The 17724-nt window shown below is 58.8% G+C and carries 12 protein-coding genes and 3 pseudogenes; 5 read left to right on the top strand and 10 right to left on the bottom strand.

Annotated features, from left to right (window positions below; translation table 11 throughout):
• Window positions 1-55: 55 nt before the first annotated feature.
• From DBIPINDM_RS22925 to DBIPINDM_RS22900, 6 genes are all read right to left on the bottom strand, one after another.
• Entirely contained in the window at window positions 56-1450 is a 1395-nt protein-coding gene (locus tag DBIPINDM_RS22925) for a CapA family protein (RefSeq protein ID WP_258581362.1), read from the bottom strand.
• A 73-nt stretch (window positions 1451-1523) separates the two neighbouring features.
• Window positions 1524-2561 carry an ABC transporter ATP-binding protein gene (locus tag DBIPINDM_RS22920; RefSeq protein WP_258581361.1) on the bottom strand — a complete coding sequence of 346 codons (1038 nt, stop codon included), beginning with the start codon at window positions 2559-2561 and terminating at the stop codon, window positions 1524-1526.
• Window positions 2558-3565 carry an ABC transporter ATP-binding protein gene (locus DBIPINDM_RS22915; protein ID WP_258581360.1) on the bottom strand — a complete coding sequence of 336 codons (1008 nt, stop codon included), beginning with the start codon at window positions 3563-3565 and terminating at the stop codon, window positions 2558-2560. Before DBIPINDM_RS22915 ends, DBIPINDM_RS22920 begins: the two co-directional genes overlap by 4 nt.
• 1 nt (window position 3566) lies before the next feature.
• Entirely contained in the window at window positions 3567-4448 is an 882-nt protein-coding gene (locus DBIPINDM_RS22910) for an ABC transporter permease (protein WP_258581359.1), read from the bottom strand.
• A 2-nt stretch (window positions 4449-4450) separates the two neighbouring features.
• Window positions 4451-5392 carry an ABC transporter permease gene (locus tag DBIPINDM_RS22905; protein WP_258581357.1) on the bottom strand — a complete coding sequence of 314 codons (942 nt, stop codon included), beginning with the start codon at window positions 5390-5392 and terminating at the stop codon, window positions 4451-4453.
• A gap of 2 nt (window positions 5393-5394) precedes the next feature.
• Window positions 5395-7002 (bottom strand): ABC transporter substrate-binding protein, encoded by a 1608-nt coding sequence (locus DBIPINDM_RS22900; protein ID WP_258581356.1) that lies wholly within the window; start codon window positions 7000-7002, stop codon window positions 5395-5397.
• A gap of 495 nt (window positions 7003-7497) precedes the next feature.
• Here DBIPINDM_RS22900 and DBIPINDM_RS22895 point away from each other — a divergent pair, with 495 nt between their 5' ends.
• The 3 genes from DBIPINDM_RS22895 (at window position 7498) to DBIPINDM_RS22885 (ending at window position 10019) form a co-directional block, all read left to right on the top strand.
• Window positions 7498-7968, top strand: coding sequence for a hypothetical protein (locus tag DBIPINDM_RS22895; RefSeq protein WP_258581355.1), 471 nt, complete (start codon window positions 7498-7500; stop codon window positions 7966-7968).
• Between the two features lie 520 nt (window positions 7969-8488).
• Window positions 8489-8854 carry a hypothetical protein gene (locus DBIPINDM_RS22890; RefSeq protein ID WP_258581354.1) on the top strand — a complete coding sequence of 122 codons (366 nt, stop codon included), beginning with the start codon at window positions 8489-8491 and terminating at the stop codon, window positions 8852-8854.
• A gap of 181 nt (window positions 8855-9035) precedes the next feature.
• Complete coding sequence (locus tag DBIPINDM_RS22885; RefSeq protein WP_258581353.1) at window positions 9036-10019, top strand: D-alanine--D-alanine ligase family protein; 984 nt, start codon at window positions 9036-9038, stop codon at window positions 10017-10019.
• On the opposite strand, the pseudogene DBIPINDM_RS22880 reads toward DBIPINDM_RS22885, so the two are convergent.
• The 4 genes and pseudogenes from DBIPINDM_RS22880 to DBIPINDM_RS22865 form a co-directional block, all read right to left on the bottom strand.
• A pseudogene (locus tag DBIPINDM_RS22880) lies at window positions 10016-11094 on the bottom strand (IS630 family transposase). The gene DBIPINDM_RS22885 and the pseudogene DBIPINDM_RS22880 sit on opposite strands and share 4 nt — an antisense overlap.
• Before the next feature lie 709 nt (window positions 11095-11803).
• Window positions 11804-11932, bottom strand: a pseudogene (locus DBIPINDM_RS22875) (ABC transporter permease); the annotation flags it as partial.
• 2 nt (window positions 11933-11934) lie between these two features.
• Window positions 11935-13542 carry an ABC transporter substrate-binding protein gene (locus DBIPINDM_RS22870; RefSeq protein WP_258581352.1) on the bottom strand — a complete coding sequence of 536 codons (1608 nt, stop codon included), beginning with the start codon at window positions 13540-13542 and terminating at the stop codon, window positions 11935-11937.
• 311 nt (window positions 13543-13853) lie between these two features.
• Window positions 13854-14933, bottom strand: coding sequence for a dipeptidase (locus tag DBIPINDM_RS22865; protein ID WP_258589319.1), 1080 nt, complete (start codon window positions 14931-14933; stop codon window positions 13854-13856).
• 665 nt (window positions 14934-15598) lie between these two features.
• On the opposite strand from DBIPINDM_RS22865, the pseudogene DBIPINDM_RS22860 reads away from it, so the two are divergent.
• Together DBIPINDM_RS22860 and DBIPINDM_RS22855 are read left to right on the top strand one after the other, a co-directional pair.
• Window positions 15599-16012: pseudogene (locus DBIPINDM_RS22860) on the top strand (IS5 family transposase); the annotation flags it as partial.
• 99 nt (window positions 16013-16111) lie between these two features.
• The gene (locus DBIPINDM_RS22855) at window positions 16112-17713 is read left to right on the top strand and encodes an IS66 family transposase (protein ID WP_318036892.1); all 1602 of its coding nucleotides are present in this window, start codon (window positions 16112-16114) and stop codon (window positions 17711-17713) included.
• Window positions 17714-17724 lie beyond the last annotated feature (11 nt).

Raw genomic sequence — 17724 nt, 5'->3', positions numbered from 1 at the left:
AGGATCAAACATAGCGCCGTCCGGCGCAGAGTTCGGCGAGCTGTTACATGCCGCGTTAAGCCGACATTGGCTGCAGTCGAATGAATCCAACGCCGTTTTCAATCTGGATTTGGGTCCCAAACGGCTTCGATAGCTTCTGTAGCCGCTCCAGAATGGATTTTGCTTGCGATTCGAGAGCGAGACGCGGAACGCCTCGGTTGGCTAACCTCTTCGAGTGGCCAAGCTCGATTGGATAGAGCCGCAATTCAGCAAGCTGGTTATCCTCATAACGGCTGACGGAAATAACACTTTCATAGTAGATCAAGTCAGTGAGCGCTCCCACAAGCCCCTCTGCTTTCGGGTATCCTTTCGCCACCTCGTCGATCGTCACCTCAGCATCCGTGTCAAGTTTTGGATCCTTACCGTAAACGGCGAACATGTCAGCGCCGACCGGCGTCCGGAGATCCTCACAGAAGAAGTTCGCCAAGCTATAAAATATTGGCCGCCCTTTGTAGATCTCGATGCCTCGCAGAGCATGCCGCCCGTGCCCAACGTATGTGTCTGCTCCAGCATCAATAAGCCTGCGAGCAAGCGTTTGTTCGTAATCAGGCGGTTCGTCGCTCCATTCCTGTTGGTGTCCATGGTTTGTAGCAATGCAGAAGTCGGAGAACTGCTTGCCCTGACGAACGTTTCGTAGAATCTCGGCGACATCGCGCGCGTCAGCTTCAAAGTTATAGCCTGCTTTCTCGCCCGCTTTGAATATCGTCTCCTCAATTGCAACCCGGCTTGGATCTTTTCCAGCCCGATCATAGTGTGGTAAGATCTCGCGTACCCGTCTCAGGCTTTCGAGCATTTCCGGCGGAACCACGATGCTTTTCGCCAGACGAAGAGCATTGAGTCCAGGTCTGCCTGGCGCCTCGCCAGCGGGATCGCACGCACGAGCCATCGGACTGAACGATGTGGCAAAGGACACTAGTGCAACGCGCCCGCGAGCGGTCTCCATGAAGCGAGGGGCGCCGGCCTGTGCAAGGTTCTCGCCCGCACCTGCATGGATGATCCCGTTCTCATCGAGCACTCGGCTCGTCTCGCGCATACCTTCAAGGCCCCAGTCGAGTGTGTGGTTGTTGGCGCGACTCACCATGTTGAAGCCCATTGCTTTTAAATCAGGGCCCAATTCCGGGACGCTGATGCAATATGCACCACCGTACTCAGCCTGCGGGCTTCCTGTGAACGAGCGATCTAAGATATTGGTTTCCATGTTGCCGAAAGCGACATCAGCACCGTGCAGGATCTTGATGAGTTCGCTAAACCCAGGATGTCGGCCCTTAGTCACGGGTCGCGCCAAGAGAAGATCGCCAACGGCCGCCATCGTGAAGCCGTCTTCAATGTTGGTTGCAATCGAGCCGACCGTATCAAAGCCACCCTCGTGCTGGATCGGGTGGCGTCCATTATCGTGCGTATCTTTCGCCATGTGCTCTCCTACTTTTCCTGATTGAGGATTTAACTGTCATGTATTTGCGCTTCCCGATGCCTCGGGAAAGCAGCTATGGCTGAGCCACATGAGCAAGCGAGGAATTCGCCGCCGCAGCTGGCGGGCTCAGAGCGTGCGTCGCTGGAGCGCGCACATGGCAGGCCACAACGCGCCCTTCTGCCATTGGCACCAAAGGCGGCACGTCGATGCGGCAACGCTCGACGGCTAGTGGGCAGCGCGGGTGGAACGCGCACCCATTCGGCGGGTTGATGGGGCTCGGCACCTCGCCCTCGACGGGCGCCTCCAACCGAACGCGCGTCGGATCCGGCACCGGAGCTGCCGCAATCAGCGCCTCGGTGTAGGGATGGACCGGTTTCGCGAAGAGCGCCTCGCTCGGGGCGAGCTCCACGATCCGCCCCAGGTACATGACGGCAACGCGATGCGCGATATGCTCCACGACGCCGAGGTCATGCGAGATGAAGACGCAGGCGATGCCCATCTGCTGCTGGAGATCCAGAAGCAGATTCAAGATCTGCGCCTGCACGGAGACGTCAAGGGCTGACACCGCTTCGTCGGCGATGATGAGAGAGGGGTTGAGCGACAGGGCGCGTGCAATGCCGAGCCGCTGGCGCTGACCGCCCGACAACTCGGATGGCAGCCTGTGCATCATCTCAGGCGACATTCCGACCTTTCGCAGAAGGTCCGCGGCGAGTGCCTGACGCTGCTTCCGGCTGAGGCGCTCAAAATTCTCGACGGGTTCGGTGATGATCTGCCCGGCGGTAAGGCGCGGGTTCAGCGACGAGTAAGGATCCTGAAAGACCATCTGCATGCGACGGCGCCAGGCGTGAAGCGCGTCCTTCTTGAGGCCTGCAATATCGGTCCCGTCGATCAGCACGCGCCCGCCCGTCGGTTCCACGAGCCGCATTAAGAGCCGAGCGACGGTAGACTTGCCGCAGCCAGATTCGCCGACGATACAGAGTGTCTCGCCCGCCTCAACGGAAAAGGATACATCCTCCACTGCCCGGATCACCGGAATGGTTTTCTTGAAGATTCCCGCACCGAGCGGATAATGCTTGGTCAGATTCTCGACTTTCAGCAAAGGACCACTCATGCGCCCATCACCTCTTCGGCGCGCCAGCAAGCCGCGGCGTGGCTCGACCCGACATCACGCAGGATGGGGGTCTTCTCGCGGCAAATGTCGATAGCGAACGGGCAGCGAGGCGCAAAGCTGCACCCGACAATGGGCTCGCGCAGGTTTGGCACGATCCCGGGAATTTCTGGAAGGCGGCGCTGACGGCCGCGCCGCGGATCCGGCACCGATCGCATCAGGCCCTGGGTGTAGGGATGCGCCGGACGCGCGAACAGATCGATTACGGTCGCCTGCTCAACGATCCGGCCAGCGTACATAACAATCACGCGTTGGCATGTCTCGGCCACAACACCCAGATCATGCGTGATAAACATGACAGCCGTTCCCGTGCGCTCTTTCAGATCGACGATGAGCCGCAAGATTTGTGCCTGGATGGTGACGTCTAGCGCGGTCGTCGGCTCGTCCGCGATCAATAATTCCGGCGAGCAGGCAAGAGCCATGGCGATCATGGCGCGCTGACGCATACCGCCCGACATTTCGTGGGGATAGTTGTTGACGCGACGCTCGGGGTCAGCGATGCGGACGAGACGAAGCATCTCCTCGGCCTTCGACATGGCAACGGACCTAGAGGCCTTGGTGTGGATTTGCACCGCTTCGGCTATCTGGTGGCCGACAGTATAGACTGGGTTCAGGCTCGTCATCGGCTCCTGGAAGATCATGGCGATCTGGTCGCCGCGGATATGTCGCATCTCGCGATCGGACAGCTGAAGGAGGTCGCGTCCGTGGAAGCGGACCTCGCCGCCGACCGTCCTGGCGGACAGCTTCGGCAGCAGACGAAGAATGGAGAGAGCGGTGACGCTCTTCCCGCATCCAGATTCGCCGACGACGCCGAGCGTCTCGCCTTTCTTGACCTGAAGGCTGATGCCACCCAGGGCGCGGGTGACGCTTTCCTCGCCGTAAAAATGCGTCTCCAGATTTCGGACATCTAGAAGCACGTCGTTCCCTGCAGTTTGATGCATCTGCATGTTAGCGCCTCCGCTTTGAGCGGGGGTCGAAGAGGTCCCGCAGCCCGTCCCCGAGCAGGTTCACGGCAAGGACGGTGACGGCAAGGAAGATGCCGGGGGCGAAAATCGTCATTGGGGCGATAGCGAGATAGAGTCGGGAGCTTGCAATCATGTTCCCCCAGCTCGGGATCTCAGGCGGCACGCCCACGCCCAGGAAGCTCAGCCCCGCCTCTGTCAGAATCGCATCTGCGCAGACTATGGCGCCCTGCACCATAAGCGGTGGAATGGTGCTCGGCAGAATATGCCGCCATAGCACTTTCGGAAGGCGCGCACCGCCGCAGAGGGCGGCCTCCACATAAGGACGTTCCCGGACACTCAGAACCGCCGAACGGACTAGCCGGGTGACGCCTGGCAGCTGGGGGATCGTGATGGCGACGATGAGAATGCCAATCCCGGGACCCGTCAGAGAAATAAGGGCGATGGCCAGCAGAATTGTCGGGATCGACATCAGGCCATCCATGACCCGCATTACGATGTTATCAAAGCTGCGGACATAGCCGGCAATGACGCCGATAAGAAGCCCGCCTAGAGCTGCGCCCGCTGCCGCCGTCAATCCGACTGTTAGTGAGATCCGTGCGCCGAACACCGTTCGTGCAAACACGTCGCGGCCAAGATTATCGCTTCCGAACCACAGGTCAGCCGACGGCGGCTGGAGGCGCTTGAACGGATCCATGTTCACCGGATCGCCGGCGAGAAGCGGGGCAGCGATCGCCAGAATGATCAACACCGCCAATAGGCCGCCGCCTACAAAGACCAAAGGATGCCGCCTTGCCAGACGGGGAAGGTCAGAGAGTCGCAGGCGACCCGTCGGAACGTATTCAACTGGTGCGGAGAGGAGCGTCATGATCAGTACCGGATGCGGGGATCGACCAGGGTGTAGGAAAGATCGACCGCCAGATTGATTACGACGTATAGCCCCGAAACCAGGATGAGCACGCCTTGGATGATGGGATAATCGCGGCCGTTTATCGCATCGACAACCAAACGACCAACGCCAGGTATGTTGAATACCGTTTCCGTGAGAACAACCCCACCGATCAGACCTGCGAAACTTAAGCCGATCACGGTCAGAATCGGAACGCCGGCATTTTTCAACGCATGGTGAAAAAGCATGGCATAGGACGAAGCGCCCTTGGCCGCGGCCGTTCGCATATAGTCTTCCGACAGGACCTCGAGCATGCTCGCCCGCGTAATCCGGGCGATGAATGCAATATAGGTAAGACTTAACGTCACGGTGGGCAGGACCAAGTGAACGAACCATGGTCCCAGGCCCCCGTCTATCGGCACATATCCCTGGACCGGCAGCCAATGGGTCCTCATGGCGAAGAAATAGATCAGAAAATAGCCGACTACAAAGACCGGGACAGAATAACCAAGTGACGAAAAGACGGCAAGGAGGCGGTCGACGAGACCGCCAGTTCGCCATGCCGCTACGACGCCAACGGAAACCCCCGTCGTCACCGAAAACATCATTGTCAGTAGCGATAGCGAAATCGTCGGCTGCAGCCGTTGCGAGATGAGTTCACTAACAGCCCGTCCCGAAAAAACAGAGGTGCCGAGATTCCCGCTAAGTATGTCCAGCAGCCAATGAACGAACTGAACTGCTATGGGATCGTTCAATCCCATCTGCTCGCGAATTCCGGCGACAATCGCTTGTGTGGCATTTGGGCCAGCGATGATGGCGGCGGGATCGCCCGGCGCCAATCTAACGAGGAGGAAGATGAATGCCCCGACCATCGCCATGACGGCGATGGCCGCGACAATCCTGCGAAAAATGTAGTTAACCAACGTCAGACCTTCCGCATGTTCCACATTGCAACAACGTTGATAGGCATTCCAATAAGGCCGGTGAGCGCCTTGCGTCGTGCGGTTGGCCTAATTTCTTGGCAGAGCCGGACGTCGCCCCCGAAGTCCCACCAAATTTTCTGCATTTGACGGGCCAACTCTTTGCGCTCGTCAAGCGTTTCGACCTGCACCCATTTGGCGCGGAGGGCCTCATACTCGTCATTTTTTGGCCAGCCGTACCAGGCTTTATCGCCACTCGCATTCATGAAGACTTCGGAGGTCGGATCACCCATGGCGGTATCGGGGTCGCTTGTCATGAACATGCTCCAACCACCGCTCTCAACAGGCCCTTTGTTCACCCGGCGCGCGACAATCCCGCCCCAATCGCTCGGTGCAAGCTCCGCATTGACCCCAATGTTGCGCAACTGCGTCGCAAGAAGCTGCGAGGCGTCCCTATATGACGGCGTGGTCGCATCCTGAAGAATTATGACCTTCTCGCCAGCATACCCTGCTTCTTGAAACAGTTGCTTCGCCTTCTCCGGATTGCCGCCTTGCTTAAACCACCCTGTATTCTCGTCATTGGAATACAATGTTGAATTTCCAAATATCGACTTCACGGTGCTGGCGTATTTTTGATCTGGAGCGATAACACGCATGAACGCTTCCTGGTCAATCAGATGTAGAACCGCCTGGCGCGCCTTGACGTTGTCGAATGGCTTTTGCAGGTGATTCATTCTGAGACAGTAATCTTGGCCAGATTTATTCAAAATCTGAAGCTCAAGATTAGCATCACTCTCGATCGCCGAATATAGATCCGCGGGCGGATATTCAATGAAATCAATTTCACCGGCCTGCAGGGCTGCCAAGGCAGTCTGCGAATCGGAAATTTGGTTCCACACGACACGATCGACATTCGCAACCTTGGCGCCGGCATATCCGTCGGACGCTTCCTTGCGTGGGAGATAAGCCTCGTTGCGATCGTAGGTAAAGCTCGCGCCCGGCCTAGCAAGTTCCTGATTGAACTTGAACGGCCCCGACCCGATATTCGCGGTAACCTGTTCAGTCGCCGGACGATCTGCATCCTTCTCACGCATAATAGCCGGGTAATAACCGTTCAATGAAGCGAGGATGTCGATCAAAATTGCCAGCGGCTCCTTAAGCACGATCGTGAACGTCTTATCGTCCTTCTTTGAGATGCCCTCGGCTCGCCCCATGATTAATTGCCCGCCAGGATCGACTTGAGCCCATCTGCGGATCGAAGTCACACAATCCTGCGCCCTGACGGGACTGCCGTCGTGCCAGAGGAGGCCGTCCCGGAGCTCGAATGTGTAGGTCTTCTTATCCTCGGAAACACTCCACTTACCCACCATTTGAGGCTGTGGAGTTAACTTTGAGTCGAGGGCAAACAGAGTATCGTAAATTGCCATAGCGTGATCGACAGTTACGTCAGTACCGGCAAAGATCGGATCAAAGGCGGTGAGGGGATCGTGCATCGCCATGCGCACGACTTGCGGATCGACCGACCCGGTCTGAGCCCGCACGATGGATGGGATCGATAGCGCCGCTCCGGCCGCCACCCCCAATTTTAGCGCGCTACGTCGAGAAATTGTCATAATTCATTCCCCTTTTTTTGTTAGTGTAATGTTGAAGTTATTTCATCCGTGGGCTAGTTGCGGCTGCTTATTCGCCCATGGCTAAGACCGCAGGCCAAAGCTTTGCCGACGATCTGAACACCCACCAGCTATCCATCTTCGGTTAATCCGTGGGCACGCGCGGGCTGGACGGCTATCACTTTTGTCGTGCAGCCAACCTCATTGAGCAAGGCTTCCACTCACCGGATCGTCCCGTGAGCAGGCTCCTTAAAAATACACGTGAGTGCCTCAACAGCCTCTTTTGAGGCCGGCGTAATACGCCCATTAATCGAAGTCTAGAAGGACAATCCAAGGTTTCGATGCGCTCGTATCGGCTGCCCCTGGCCAGCGACGATACGGCACTTGCCGGCTACGTTTCGCATCTCAATGCGCTCGCCGAAGCGTTCTTCATCAGTTGAATGCTCTCATGGTTCGACATCGATCCTCCCCAACGCCAAGCGGTACACCAAGGCGCTGATGGCGTTCGCTATTGAAGTAAAGGAAGTTGGCACGCAGGCACAGATTTGTCTAATTCATTCTTATCTATTTGTGCAATATATTCCGATAAATGAGAAATTATTGGTCCTCACGGCAAAGGACGTCCGTCACGGCGATTGTTCCCAAGCATGCTTTGAATGCGGCGTCCAAGACAGTCGCCAGCGCAAAGTCACGATCCCGGCCGACGTCGTGCTTTTCTTCGCCGAGGCGAAAGACCGCTTGCAACTTTTCACCCGCACTATCGGCATCAATCGAGCCGCAGCGGGCGGACTTGCAAAAAGTCGCGTCGGTCACAAAGCGCCATCGCCGAAATCCTCGCATGGCTGCCCCTTCAAAACGCCGACGATCTCGATCGTTCGATCGCCCGTCTCCTCAATGAGGTTCGGCCAACCACAGGAAACAATCAGTGCAGCACTCATTAACTGCCAAGTGACAGTGGCATCGGCGTGAATGATGGCTGAAACAGGTTTATCGAGATCGCGAACTGATTAGAAACATATAATACATAATAGCCTAAGATATTTCAGTCTCTTCGAAGATCTGCAGTTTGCGTTCGGATGTCCAGCGCCGACGCCGGACATCGCCAACCATCAGTTCGACCTGTCGATACTCATTAAACTTATGCCTATCGTGAAGCATGTGCTTGAGCCGTTCTGGTTATGCTCAATGTTCGGTCGAAAGTAGGGGCAGTTCAACTCCGCAGTCGATGACCTTGAAGATCCGCCCCTCCGCGTACCTCATGATCGTCGAGTCCGTCATTCGACGTCCGTGTTGCCGTGTTCAGCCGTATCCGGTTGAAGACATCCCTGTGCGGAACCCGACACACTGAGGCGCAAGTATTCCGCCGTCGCGGCGCGAAATACATGGTTTTGTGCCTCTTGCTCTCACGACCTCTTCGGCGGCACGCCGATTGCATGGGATCCGTTAAGAGACCCTAGCGGTCTTTCAGTCTCCGACCGAGGAGGTCTATATGAGCTTGCTTGAACTCCAAACCAATACGACAGACGCTGCACTGTTGAGTGCGGCCCCGCCAATTGAAGCTTTGCCGCATCCATCGCGGGTGACGCTATCCCAGCGGCGGCTTCATATCCTGCCACGTTTGCAGGGCGGCCGTAAGGCCGATCAAATCAATATGGGGCCTTGGCTTCTTGACGGTGGTGGCGTTGAAATCGTCGGAATCCCCATCAGCCCTGCAATCCTGCTGTTGGTACCACTGTCGTCTTCCTTCCGCTGGCAAGGAGGACCACAGTTATGCACGGGTACCATCCGGTTGAGCATTGCGGTTGCGATATTTTTGGCGCCGTTAGCTTCGCGAGATCGCATTCTTTCCGGTTAACGCCTTGTACTCGACCTGCGAGAGCTTCGCAAATGTACTCGATCGAGATGGGGTTCGCGAAACGGTCTGGCTCGCGTTCACCATGGTTGGCGGCTCCCGTCGTTGTACTTTGACGAGCTTGCGGAACCCAGACGAACTGTTGTCTCCAATTAATCTATCCGAAAGAATGAGGGAGTAGCTCATGCGAATAGCTGTCGTGTGGAACGATGATCATACGGGCGTGATCAACCGATTTGGTCGGCCTTGTCCGGGGGAATACAGCCGCGAGAGGGTCAAAAGCGTAGTGGCGGCACTGCAAGAGGGCGGCCACGAGACGCTGCTGTGCGAAGGAGATAAAAGTCTGCTCGCTACGCTCGAGCGGTTCATGCCACCCGAGCCCGAAGCGCGCCCCTCGGGAATCGTTTTCAACTTGGCATACGGAATTCAGGGAGAGTGCCGTCTCACCCACGTTCCGGCCATGCTCGAGATGGCGGGTGTTCCGTACATCGGATCTGGCCCGCTCGGGCATGCATTGGCGCTCGACAAGGTTATCGCCAAGAGGCTCATCTGCGATCTCGGCGTGCCGACGCCGGACTTTCGCATAATGCGGCGCGGCACCGAGAGTACCGGCGACCTGCGATTCCCGATGGTGGTAAAGCCGCGTCACGAATCCGACAGTTGCGGAGTGCAGCTTGTACATGAGCCTGCTCAGTTGAGGCAGGCCGTAGAGGTGGTCGTCACGCAGTATGCGCAAGATGCGCTGGTGGAAGAATATATCGAGGGGCGAGAAATCACCATCGCGCTGCTGGGAAACAGGGAACTCGAGGTGTTGCCTGTGGTGGAGCATGCCTTCGGCGACCACGAAACGCGTCTTCTGACTGGGGATGCGCTTGCGGCGGTGAAGAGTATTTGCCCGGCGCACATCGGGAGTAAGCTTGCGGCGGGGCTTCGGGATATTTCGGTTGCGACATTCCGTGCCTGCCACTGCCGGGATTACGCCCGTATCGATCTCCGGATCGACCGCTCCGGCCAGCCCTTTGTCCTGGAGATCAATTCCATGCCGGGGCTCGGTATGCGCAGCCCTTATGTCCTGGCCGCGACGAACGCCGGACACAGCTTCTCGAGCTTGGTCAATCGCATCCTCGATGTCGCCTATACGCGGTATTTCGGAATCGGCATCCACTAGTGGATTGATTCCAACGCTTGGTGCCCGCGTTTGACTGCTGCAATGATCTCATCGGGGTCTGCTTTCCAGACGAATGGCCGCGGTTCGTGATGTGCTCAGTCATGAAGCGGTTGATTGCCGCCTGCAGGTCGACGACGGAGTGGAAGACGCCGTGTTTCAGTCTCCGTCGTGTCAGTTTGGCGAAGAAGCCCTCGACAGCGTTGAGCCATGAACATGATGTTGGAACGAAGTGGAAGGTCCATCGCGGATGTCTTGCCAGCCAGGCGCGGACCTTCGGCTGCTTATGGGTCGCGTAGTTGTCGAGAATGACGTGGACGGCCTTATCCTTCGGCAGTTGCGCCTCAATCACGTTGAGGAAACGGATGAACTCCTGATGCCGGTGTCGCTGCATGTTGCGGCCGATCACCGAGCCGTCGAGAACATTGAGGGCAGCAAACAGGGTGGTGGTCCCGTGGCGCTTGTAATCATGGGTCATCGTGCCACCCCGCCCCTTCTTTAAAGGAAGTCCCGGCTGGGTGCGGTCCAGCGCCTGGATCTGGCTCTTTTCATCGACGGAAAGAACAATGGCATGGGCCGGCGGCGAGACGTAGAGCCCAACGACATCGTGCAGTTTCTCGGCAAAGGCCTTGTCATTCGACAGTTTGAAGCTGCGCCAGCGGTGCGGTGCAAGACCATGCTCGTGCCATATCTTGACGACCGAAGAGGCCGCGATCCCCACCGCCTTTGCCATCGCGCGAACGGTCCAGTGTGTGGCCTCTTGCTTGGGCGTTTCCAGCGTCAGCGTGATCACCTGATCGACCAGTTCGGGATCGAGTGGCGCAATGCCTGGCGGGCGGCTCTTGTCGCGCAAAAGCCCATCCACGCCTTCGGCCATAAAACGCTCCTGCCATCGCCACACGCAGGTCTTCGATTTGCCGGTAGCCTCCATAATGGCCACAGTTCCCAAGCCGTCATCGCTCATCAGAATGATCTTCGCCCGCCACGCATGCTTCTGCGGCGAACCGTGCTTTGCCACGATGGCTTCGAGCCGGATCCTGTCGGCGGCAGTGACGTCAAATGTAATACCGGTGCGCATGCCCGATCGTCGCACATGCGAAAACCGATGGGAATCCAACATCGGACTCTTTTGTCTCGATCAATCCACTAGATGGGGTAACGGGCCTCTGGCGCCGCAAACCAGTCGATCAGCGCCTCCGGCTCGCTCGCCACCTTCGCTTCCCGCACGGTCTTGCCCTCCCCATCAACCACGTCACACCATCATTGTGAGGGACGACCGCCTCAACCGAAAGTCTGGCGGCGGCGCCAGAGGCCCGTTACCCCCTCTAGTCCCATCGTTGCTAAAGTCGAATATTCGATACCCGATGATAAGATCGAGTCTTTTCTGGTGCGTATTCAGGTGATGCCGGACGAGCTGAAGCCGGACACGTCCGGAGATTACCGGAAAGCCTGTCCGGCTAATTCCTGGAATCCGCAGGCAGGGCAACTATGGTGGCGAGCACCGCCGAACAGACGGTCGCTCCCGCCATTGGCCATTGGCACGGAAAGAAGACGTCGAGCCATTGGGCAACGCCGCCGGCGACAACCGGCCGGCCCATGGCCACGAAGGTGCCCGGCAGAACCCGTCGCGCAACGCCAATGGACGGCACGCGGGCCGTAGGCCGCGGCATGTTGGGGTGATTTAGTCCCTGCCGTGGCCCCGGGCTTGATCAGGGGCCTAGTAGAGCTGGCGGGTTGGGTCCCTGGTCAAGCCTGGGACACGTCGCCTTTCTACCCGCCCCAGGTCTTCGAATTCCAGCAATCGTTGCTTCTGTGGCAGTTGGGCCAGCGATGATGGCGGCTGGATCGCCCGGCGCCAATCTAACAAGCAGGAAGATGAATGCCCCGACCATCCTGCGAAGGATATAGCTAATCAACGTCAGATCTTCCGCATGTTCCACATCGGGAGAATCTGCGGCATGCAGATGAGGCCGGTCAGCGTCTTGCGGCGCGCGTTGAGCGTAGTGGACTGACCCAGCCTAATGTCGCCGACGAAGTCCCACCAGATTCCTTGCATCTTACGGGCCAGGGCCTTGCGCTCTTCGAGCGTTGCGACATCTGCCCACTTGGCCCGGAGAGTCTCATATTCATCGTTCTTTGGCCAACCGTACCAGCCCTTGTCGCCATTCGCGAGGAGGAATGGTGTGCCGAGCGGATTGCCGAAATCGTAATCGTTATTGCTTGTCATGAACATGCTCCAGCCGCCGTTCTCAACGGGGCCCTTGTTCGCGCGACGCGTGGCGATCCCGCCCCAGTCGCTCGGCGCGAGCTCGGCATTGACCCCGATCTTCCGGAGCGTCGCCGCCAGAAGCTGCGACGCGTTGCTGTACTCTGGTACATTGGTGGCTTGAAGAATGACGACCTTCTCGCCGGCATATCCGGCCTCCTTGAAGAGTTGCTTTGCTTTTTCCGGGTCGCCGCCCTTCTTGAACCATCCCGTATTTTCGTCGTTCGTAACGAGCGTCCGAAATCCAAACAGCGAAGTCACGGAGTGGGTGTATTTTGCGTTGCCGACAGCGATTTGCATCATCGCCTCCTGATCGACAAGGTAAAGCATCGCCTGACGCGCTTTCACGTTGTCGAATGGCTTCTGCAGACAGTTCATGCGCATGATGTAGTCTACGCCCATCGGATTCAGAATAGCTTCGAGTGCGAGGTTGGCATCACTCTCGATCACTGCGAGAAGTTCGACGGGCGGTGACTGAACGAAATCAATCTCACCCGCTTGCAAGGCTGCGACAGCAGTCTGCTGATCGGCGATATTGTCCCAAGTGACACGATCGACCTTGACAACCTTGCCGCCGGCCAATCCGTCAGGTGTTTCCTTGCGCGGTACATATTGTTCATTCCGGTCGTAGGTGAAGCTTGCGCCCGGATTGGCAAAAGCTTGGTTGAACTTGAACGGTCCCGATCCGATATTTGACGTTACCTGTTCGGTAGCGGGACGATCTGCGTCTTTCTCGCGCATGATGAAAAGGCCCGGCGCCGAAACGTCTCCGAGGATATTAATTAGAGACCCCAGTGGCTCCTTGAGCGCGATCACGAAAGTCTTGCCGTCTTTCTTCGAGATATCCCTGGCGCGCTCCATGATCAGTTGTCCGCCGGGCGCCACCTGGCCCCAGCGACGGATCGAGGCGACACAGTCCACCGCGGTGACGGGGGTGCCATCGTGCCAGCCTAAGCCATCCCGGAGCTCGAACGTGTAGGTCTTCTTGTCGTCAGAAACACCCCAGTTCCCGACCATTTGCGGCTGCGGTATGAACTTGGAATCGAGCGAGAACAGCGTGTCGAAAATGGCTGCACCGTGGCGTTGGGTTGCGCCATCCGTCGTCCAGATCGGGTCAAAGACCTTGAGCTCAGTGCCCCACGCCATGTGGACCGTCCGCGCGGCGATTGGTGTCGTCTGCGCCCGCAGCACCGACGGCATGGATACAGCTGCTCCAGCCGCTACGCCCGTCTTCATGAAGTCGCGTCGAGAGACCGTCATAATTCAGTTCCCTTTCTTCGTTAGTTTAATGTTGGGTGGTATTCATCTGAGGGCAAGTTGCGGCTGCTTGTCCGCGCAAGGCTATCTATCTATGCTCTGAAGCGGCAAGGCTTGAAGTGATCACGAGGCTTTGCTGACGCTCTGAATACCCACCAGTTGTCCATCTTCGGTGCCTCCGGGTAGGCTCGCGTCGTTACTGGAAGCACGCAGCACAGACTTGATCTTTCTTCCTTTCCTTCACTGGTAATAGGTCCTGCCGGTAGAGCTGGCGGGCTGGATCCAGGGTCAAGCCCGGGAAATGTCGCCTTTTCTTACCCGCCCCAAGTCTTGGCGAGAACGCGCAACCAATTGCCGTGGCAGATCTTCTCGAGCGTCGGCTCGTCGAAACCGCGCAGACGCATGGCTTCGACCAGATTCTGCAACCCCGCGGCGTTGCCGATCCCGGTCGGTACCGTCGCCCCGTCGAAATCCGAGCCCATGCCGACCTTGTCGTCGCCGAGCTTGTCAACGAGATAGGCGATATGGTCGATGAGCATATCGAGCGGCGGATCGGCCCCAACACGCCCATCGGGCCGGATGAAGCTCCCGGCGTAGGCCACCCCGACCATGCCCCCGGTCTCCCGGATGGCGGCAAGCTGCGTGTCGGTGAGATTGCGCGAATGCGGGCTGATGGCATGGACGTTCGAATGCGTCGCAACCAGCGGCGCGTCGGAGAGACGCGCCACGTCCCAAAAGCCCTTCTCGTTGAGATGCGACAGGTCGATCATGATCCTGCGCGCATTGCATTCCTTGACGAGACGGATGCCATGCTCAGTCAGTCCATCACCAGTATCGCCGGTGCTCGGAAAACGGGACGGCACGCCGTTGCCGAAGATGTTCGGACGGCTCCAGACCGGCCCAAGTGATCGCAGCCCCGCCTGGTGCAGCACTTCCAGCAGGTGGAAGTCCGGATCGATGGCTTCGGCCCCCTCAATGTGCAGAATCGCCGCGACAATGCCATCAGCGATGCACCGGTCGAGTTCAGCCGCGTTGCGCACGATCTTGAACTGGCCGTCGCTCTCGCGCTCGATGGCAAACAGCCTGGAGGCCATGTTCAGCGTCGCCGCCTGCGCGACATTGCACGGCACGCTGGGCGGCAATGGTACATCGTAGGTCTCGCCGGCGTAGAGCGCCTCGGCTTCCGCCTTATACCGTGCGTGCTCGATAGCTGGCGCGAAGATGGCGAAGAACCCGCCCGCCATCCCGCCTTCCTTCATGCGCGGCAAATCGAGATGCCCCTTGCCATCTCCTTCAATGAACGAGCGCGCAGCATCCGGCCCGCCACGGCGATAGAGGCGGAGCAGTAAATCATTATGGCCGTCGAATACGAGAACAATGCCGGAATCAGGCATCAGGGCATCCTTTGATTGATCAGGTCGCGGCGACGCGACCGCGTTGATCTGACTGATCACGTCGTCCGTTCGGACGACGAAACTATTTTCATGGGTCCCAGTACTGCGGGGCTTTCGCGAATGCCGGCTAAGCTAACCGTTTTTCTGGATTGAACGCAGTCATGTCTGGACACCTATCCTCCCCCAAACTGCTCTCAAAAGAACCCGAGGCGGATCGATAGCGTTCGTTACTGAACCGAAGGAAAGTTCGCACACAGGGTGTAGGTTTGTCTAAACTATTCTTAATCTTTTTGTATGAGTTGTTCCGATAATTGAGAAACACGTGGCGTGTTGCGAAAAAGGCGGTCTCTGCGGCGATTGTTCCCCAGCACCCTTGATGCGGAGTCGGAATCGGGCGCCAGAGGGGGAGTGACGGTGTTGAACATGCCAAGCGAGATGCGAATGCCATCGCACTCGGGCGCGCCACGTACATCCTTTTGGAGGCGACGTAGTTGATCCATTCATCGGCTGGGAAGCGCGGCAACGTAGATATACGGTGCGCGATTAGAGCGGTCGCGGGGACCAACAAGCTTGATGTCGAGCGCATCAAGCCCCGCTAAGAGACCGTTTTGAAAATCGGCTTGCTATGGGTTCCGTCTGGGGCTGGGTTATGATTCAAGCTGTGGATGTGGACAGAGCAGAGCCGTGGCCGGATGGCCCAGATTGCCAAGAAGACCAAGCGCTACCCGTCTGATTTGACGGACGAGGAGTGGGAGCAGTTCGCACCGCTGATGCCCAAGCCTAGGCGTCGCGGGCGTCCGCGCGAGGTTGATTTCCGGGAGGTGGTCAACGCGGTGCGCTACCTGGTCCGCTCCGGTTGCGGTTGGCGGATGCTGCCGATCCATTTCGGACCCTGGCAGACGGTCTACGGCTGGTTCCGCGAATTGGCGAGGCGCTTTCTGTTTCAGACCATCCACGACGTGGCGCTGATGCTGGATCGCGAGCGAGCTGGGCGCGAGGCCAGTCCCACGGCTGGCGTGATCGACAGCCAGTCGGTCAAGGCTCCGCAAGCTGAAACAAGGGGTTACGACGCCGGCAAGGTAACCGGGGCAGATTACCGGGCGGTGGGGGTTTGCAGGCGCGTGCGTTCGTGATTCACCCTTTGCGTGATGTTACCACCGACTGATTCGCTTGAAGGCTTGTCGCTCGCGGAACTCCGCGGGCTGGTTTCTGCGCTGATCGGCGAAGTGCGCGGTCTTCAAGGCCGGGTCGAGAGCCTTGAGATCGAGAACCAGGCGCTACGCGCCGAGAACCAGACCCTGAAGGATGAGATCGCCCGGCTGAAGGACCTGCCGCCGCGTCCCCCGGTCAAGCCGACCAAGCCATCGGGCATGGAGAAGGCGACGCAGCCGACATCTGGCAAGGGCAAGCGCCGCCGGCGCGGCGCCAAGCGCGACGGCGGTCGCGTGAGCCGCGAGGTGACGGTTGCGGTGAGCGCTCCTGCGGGCTCTCGCTTCAAGGGGTATGAGACGATCCTGGTGCGCGATCTGGCGTTGTCGGCCGAGGTGGTGCGCTATCGCCGCGAGCGCTGGGTGACACCGACCGGCGAAACGATGGTGGCGCCCTTGCCGGCGGGGATCATCGGCGGCTGGGGCGCGAACCTGCGCCGCTTCATTCTGGCCTGTCACATTCAAGGCCAGGTGACGACGGAGCGGTTGACGGCGTTGTTGACCGGGATCGGGGTCGACATTTCGAAGCGCCAGGTGGTGCGGCTGATTTCGGAGGGCCTGGAGGCCTTCGCGGCGGAGGACCGTGACGTGCTGCGCGCCGGGCTGGCTACGGCGCCCTGGATCACCGTCGATGATACGTCGGCGCGCCACGCCCACCAGGACGGCTACACCACCCAGATCGGCGACCGCCGCTTCACCGCGTTCCGCACCGGGCGATCGAAGTCACGGGAGGCGTTCCTGGCGACGCTGCGTGCCGGGCACAGCGATTACTTCATCAATGAAGAGGCCCTGGCCTATATGCGCGGCCGCAACCTCGCCGGTCCGGTGATCGCGCGGCTGGCGGCTGCGCCGCACAAGGCATTTGCCGACAGCGCCGCATGGCAGGCGCATCTGGCCGCACTCGGCCTCGACCAGCTCGCGGTTGAGCCCAACCCAGTCAGGATCGCCACCGAAGGGGCGATGTGGGGAGCGATCCGCGACCACGGCTTTCTTGGCGATACCGTGGTCGTGTCCGATGATGCCGGCCAGTTCCGCATCGGCGACCATGCTCTGTGCTGGGTCCACGCCGAGCGGCTCGTCCATAAATTGATACCCGTGACCCCGGATCAACGTCAGGCCGTCGACATCATGCGCCAGTTGATCTGGTGGTTCTATCGCGACCTCAAGAGCTACCAGCGTGCTCCTTGTCCGCGCCACGCGGCGGCCCTGCGCGCCCGCTTCGAGCGCCTGTTCAAACGACGACGAACCGGCTACGTCATGCTCGACCGGCTTCTTGCCAGGCTGCATCGCCGCAAGCATGAACTCCTGCGCGTTCTCGATCGTCCCGAGATCCCACTCCACACCAATGGTTCGGAAAACGACATCCGCACCTTCGTCACCAAGCGCAAGATCTCCGGCGGAACCGTCAGCGAGGCAGGCAAGAACGCCCGCGACGTCCTGCTCGGCCTGATGAAGACCTGCATCAAGCTCGACGTCTCATTCTTCCGCTATCTCGGCGACCGCCTCGCCATACCAACACAAGAGTCGATTCCGCCGCTCCCGGATCTCGTTAGGCAAGCCGCTCAAGCCTGACTGCCCGGTAA

The organism is Mesorhizobium sp. AR02 (assembly GCF_024746835.1).
Classification (GTDB): domain Bacteria; phylum Pseudomonadota; class Alphaproteobacteria; order Rhizobiales; family Rhizobiaceae; genus Mesorhizobium.
This window is presented reverse-complemented; position numbering and strand designations above follow the sequence as displayed.

Coding starts and splice junctions, on each gene's coding strand:
- DBIPINDM_RS22925 (WP_258581362.1), bottom strand. CDS start 1,450: ATGGCGAAAGATACGCACGATAATGGACGCCACCCGATCCAGCACGAG.
- DBIPINDM_RS22920 (WP_258581361.1), bottom strand. CDS start 2,561: ATGAGTGGTCCTTTGCTGAAAGTCGAGAATCTGACCAAGCATTATCCG.
- DBIPINDM_RS22915 (WP_258581360.1), bottom strand. CDS start 3,565: ATGCAGATGCATCAAACTGCAGGGAACGACGTGCTTCTAGATGTCCGA.
- DBIPINDM_RS22910 (WP_258581359.1), bottom strand. CDS start 4,448: ATGACGCTCCTCTCCGCACCAGTTGAATACGTTCCGACGGGTCGCCTG.
- DBIPINDM_RS22900 (WP_258581356.1), bottom strand. CDS start 7,002: ATGACAATTTCTCGACGTAGCGCGCTAAAATTGGGGGTGGCGGCCGGA.
- DBIPINDM_RS22895 (WP_258581355.1), top strand. CDS start 7,498: ATGGCGTTCGCTATTGAAGTAAAGGAAGTTGGCACGCAGGCACAGATT.
- DBIPINDM_RS22890 (WP_258581354.1), top strand. CDS start 8,489: ATGAGCTTGCTTGAACTCCAAACCAATACGACAGACGCTGCACTGTTG.
- DBIPINDM_RS22885 (WP_258581353.1), top strand. CDS start 9,036: ATGCGAATAGCTGTCGTGTGGAACGATGATCATACGGGCGTGATCAAC.
- DBIPINDM_RS22870 (WP_258581352.1), bottom strand. CDS start 13,542: ATGACGGTCTCTCGACGCGACTTCATGAAGACGGGCGTAGCGGCTGGA.
- DBIPINDM_RS22865 (WP_258589319.1), bottom strand. CDS start 14,933: ATGCCTGATTCCGGCATTGTTCTCGTATTCGACGGCCATAATGATTTA.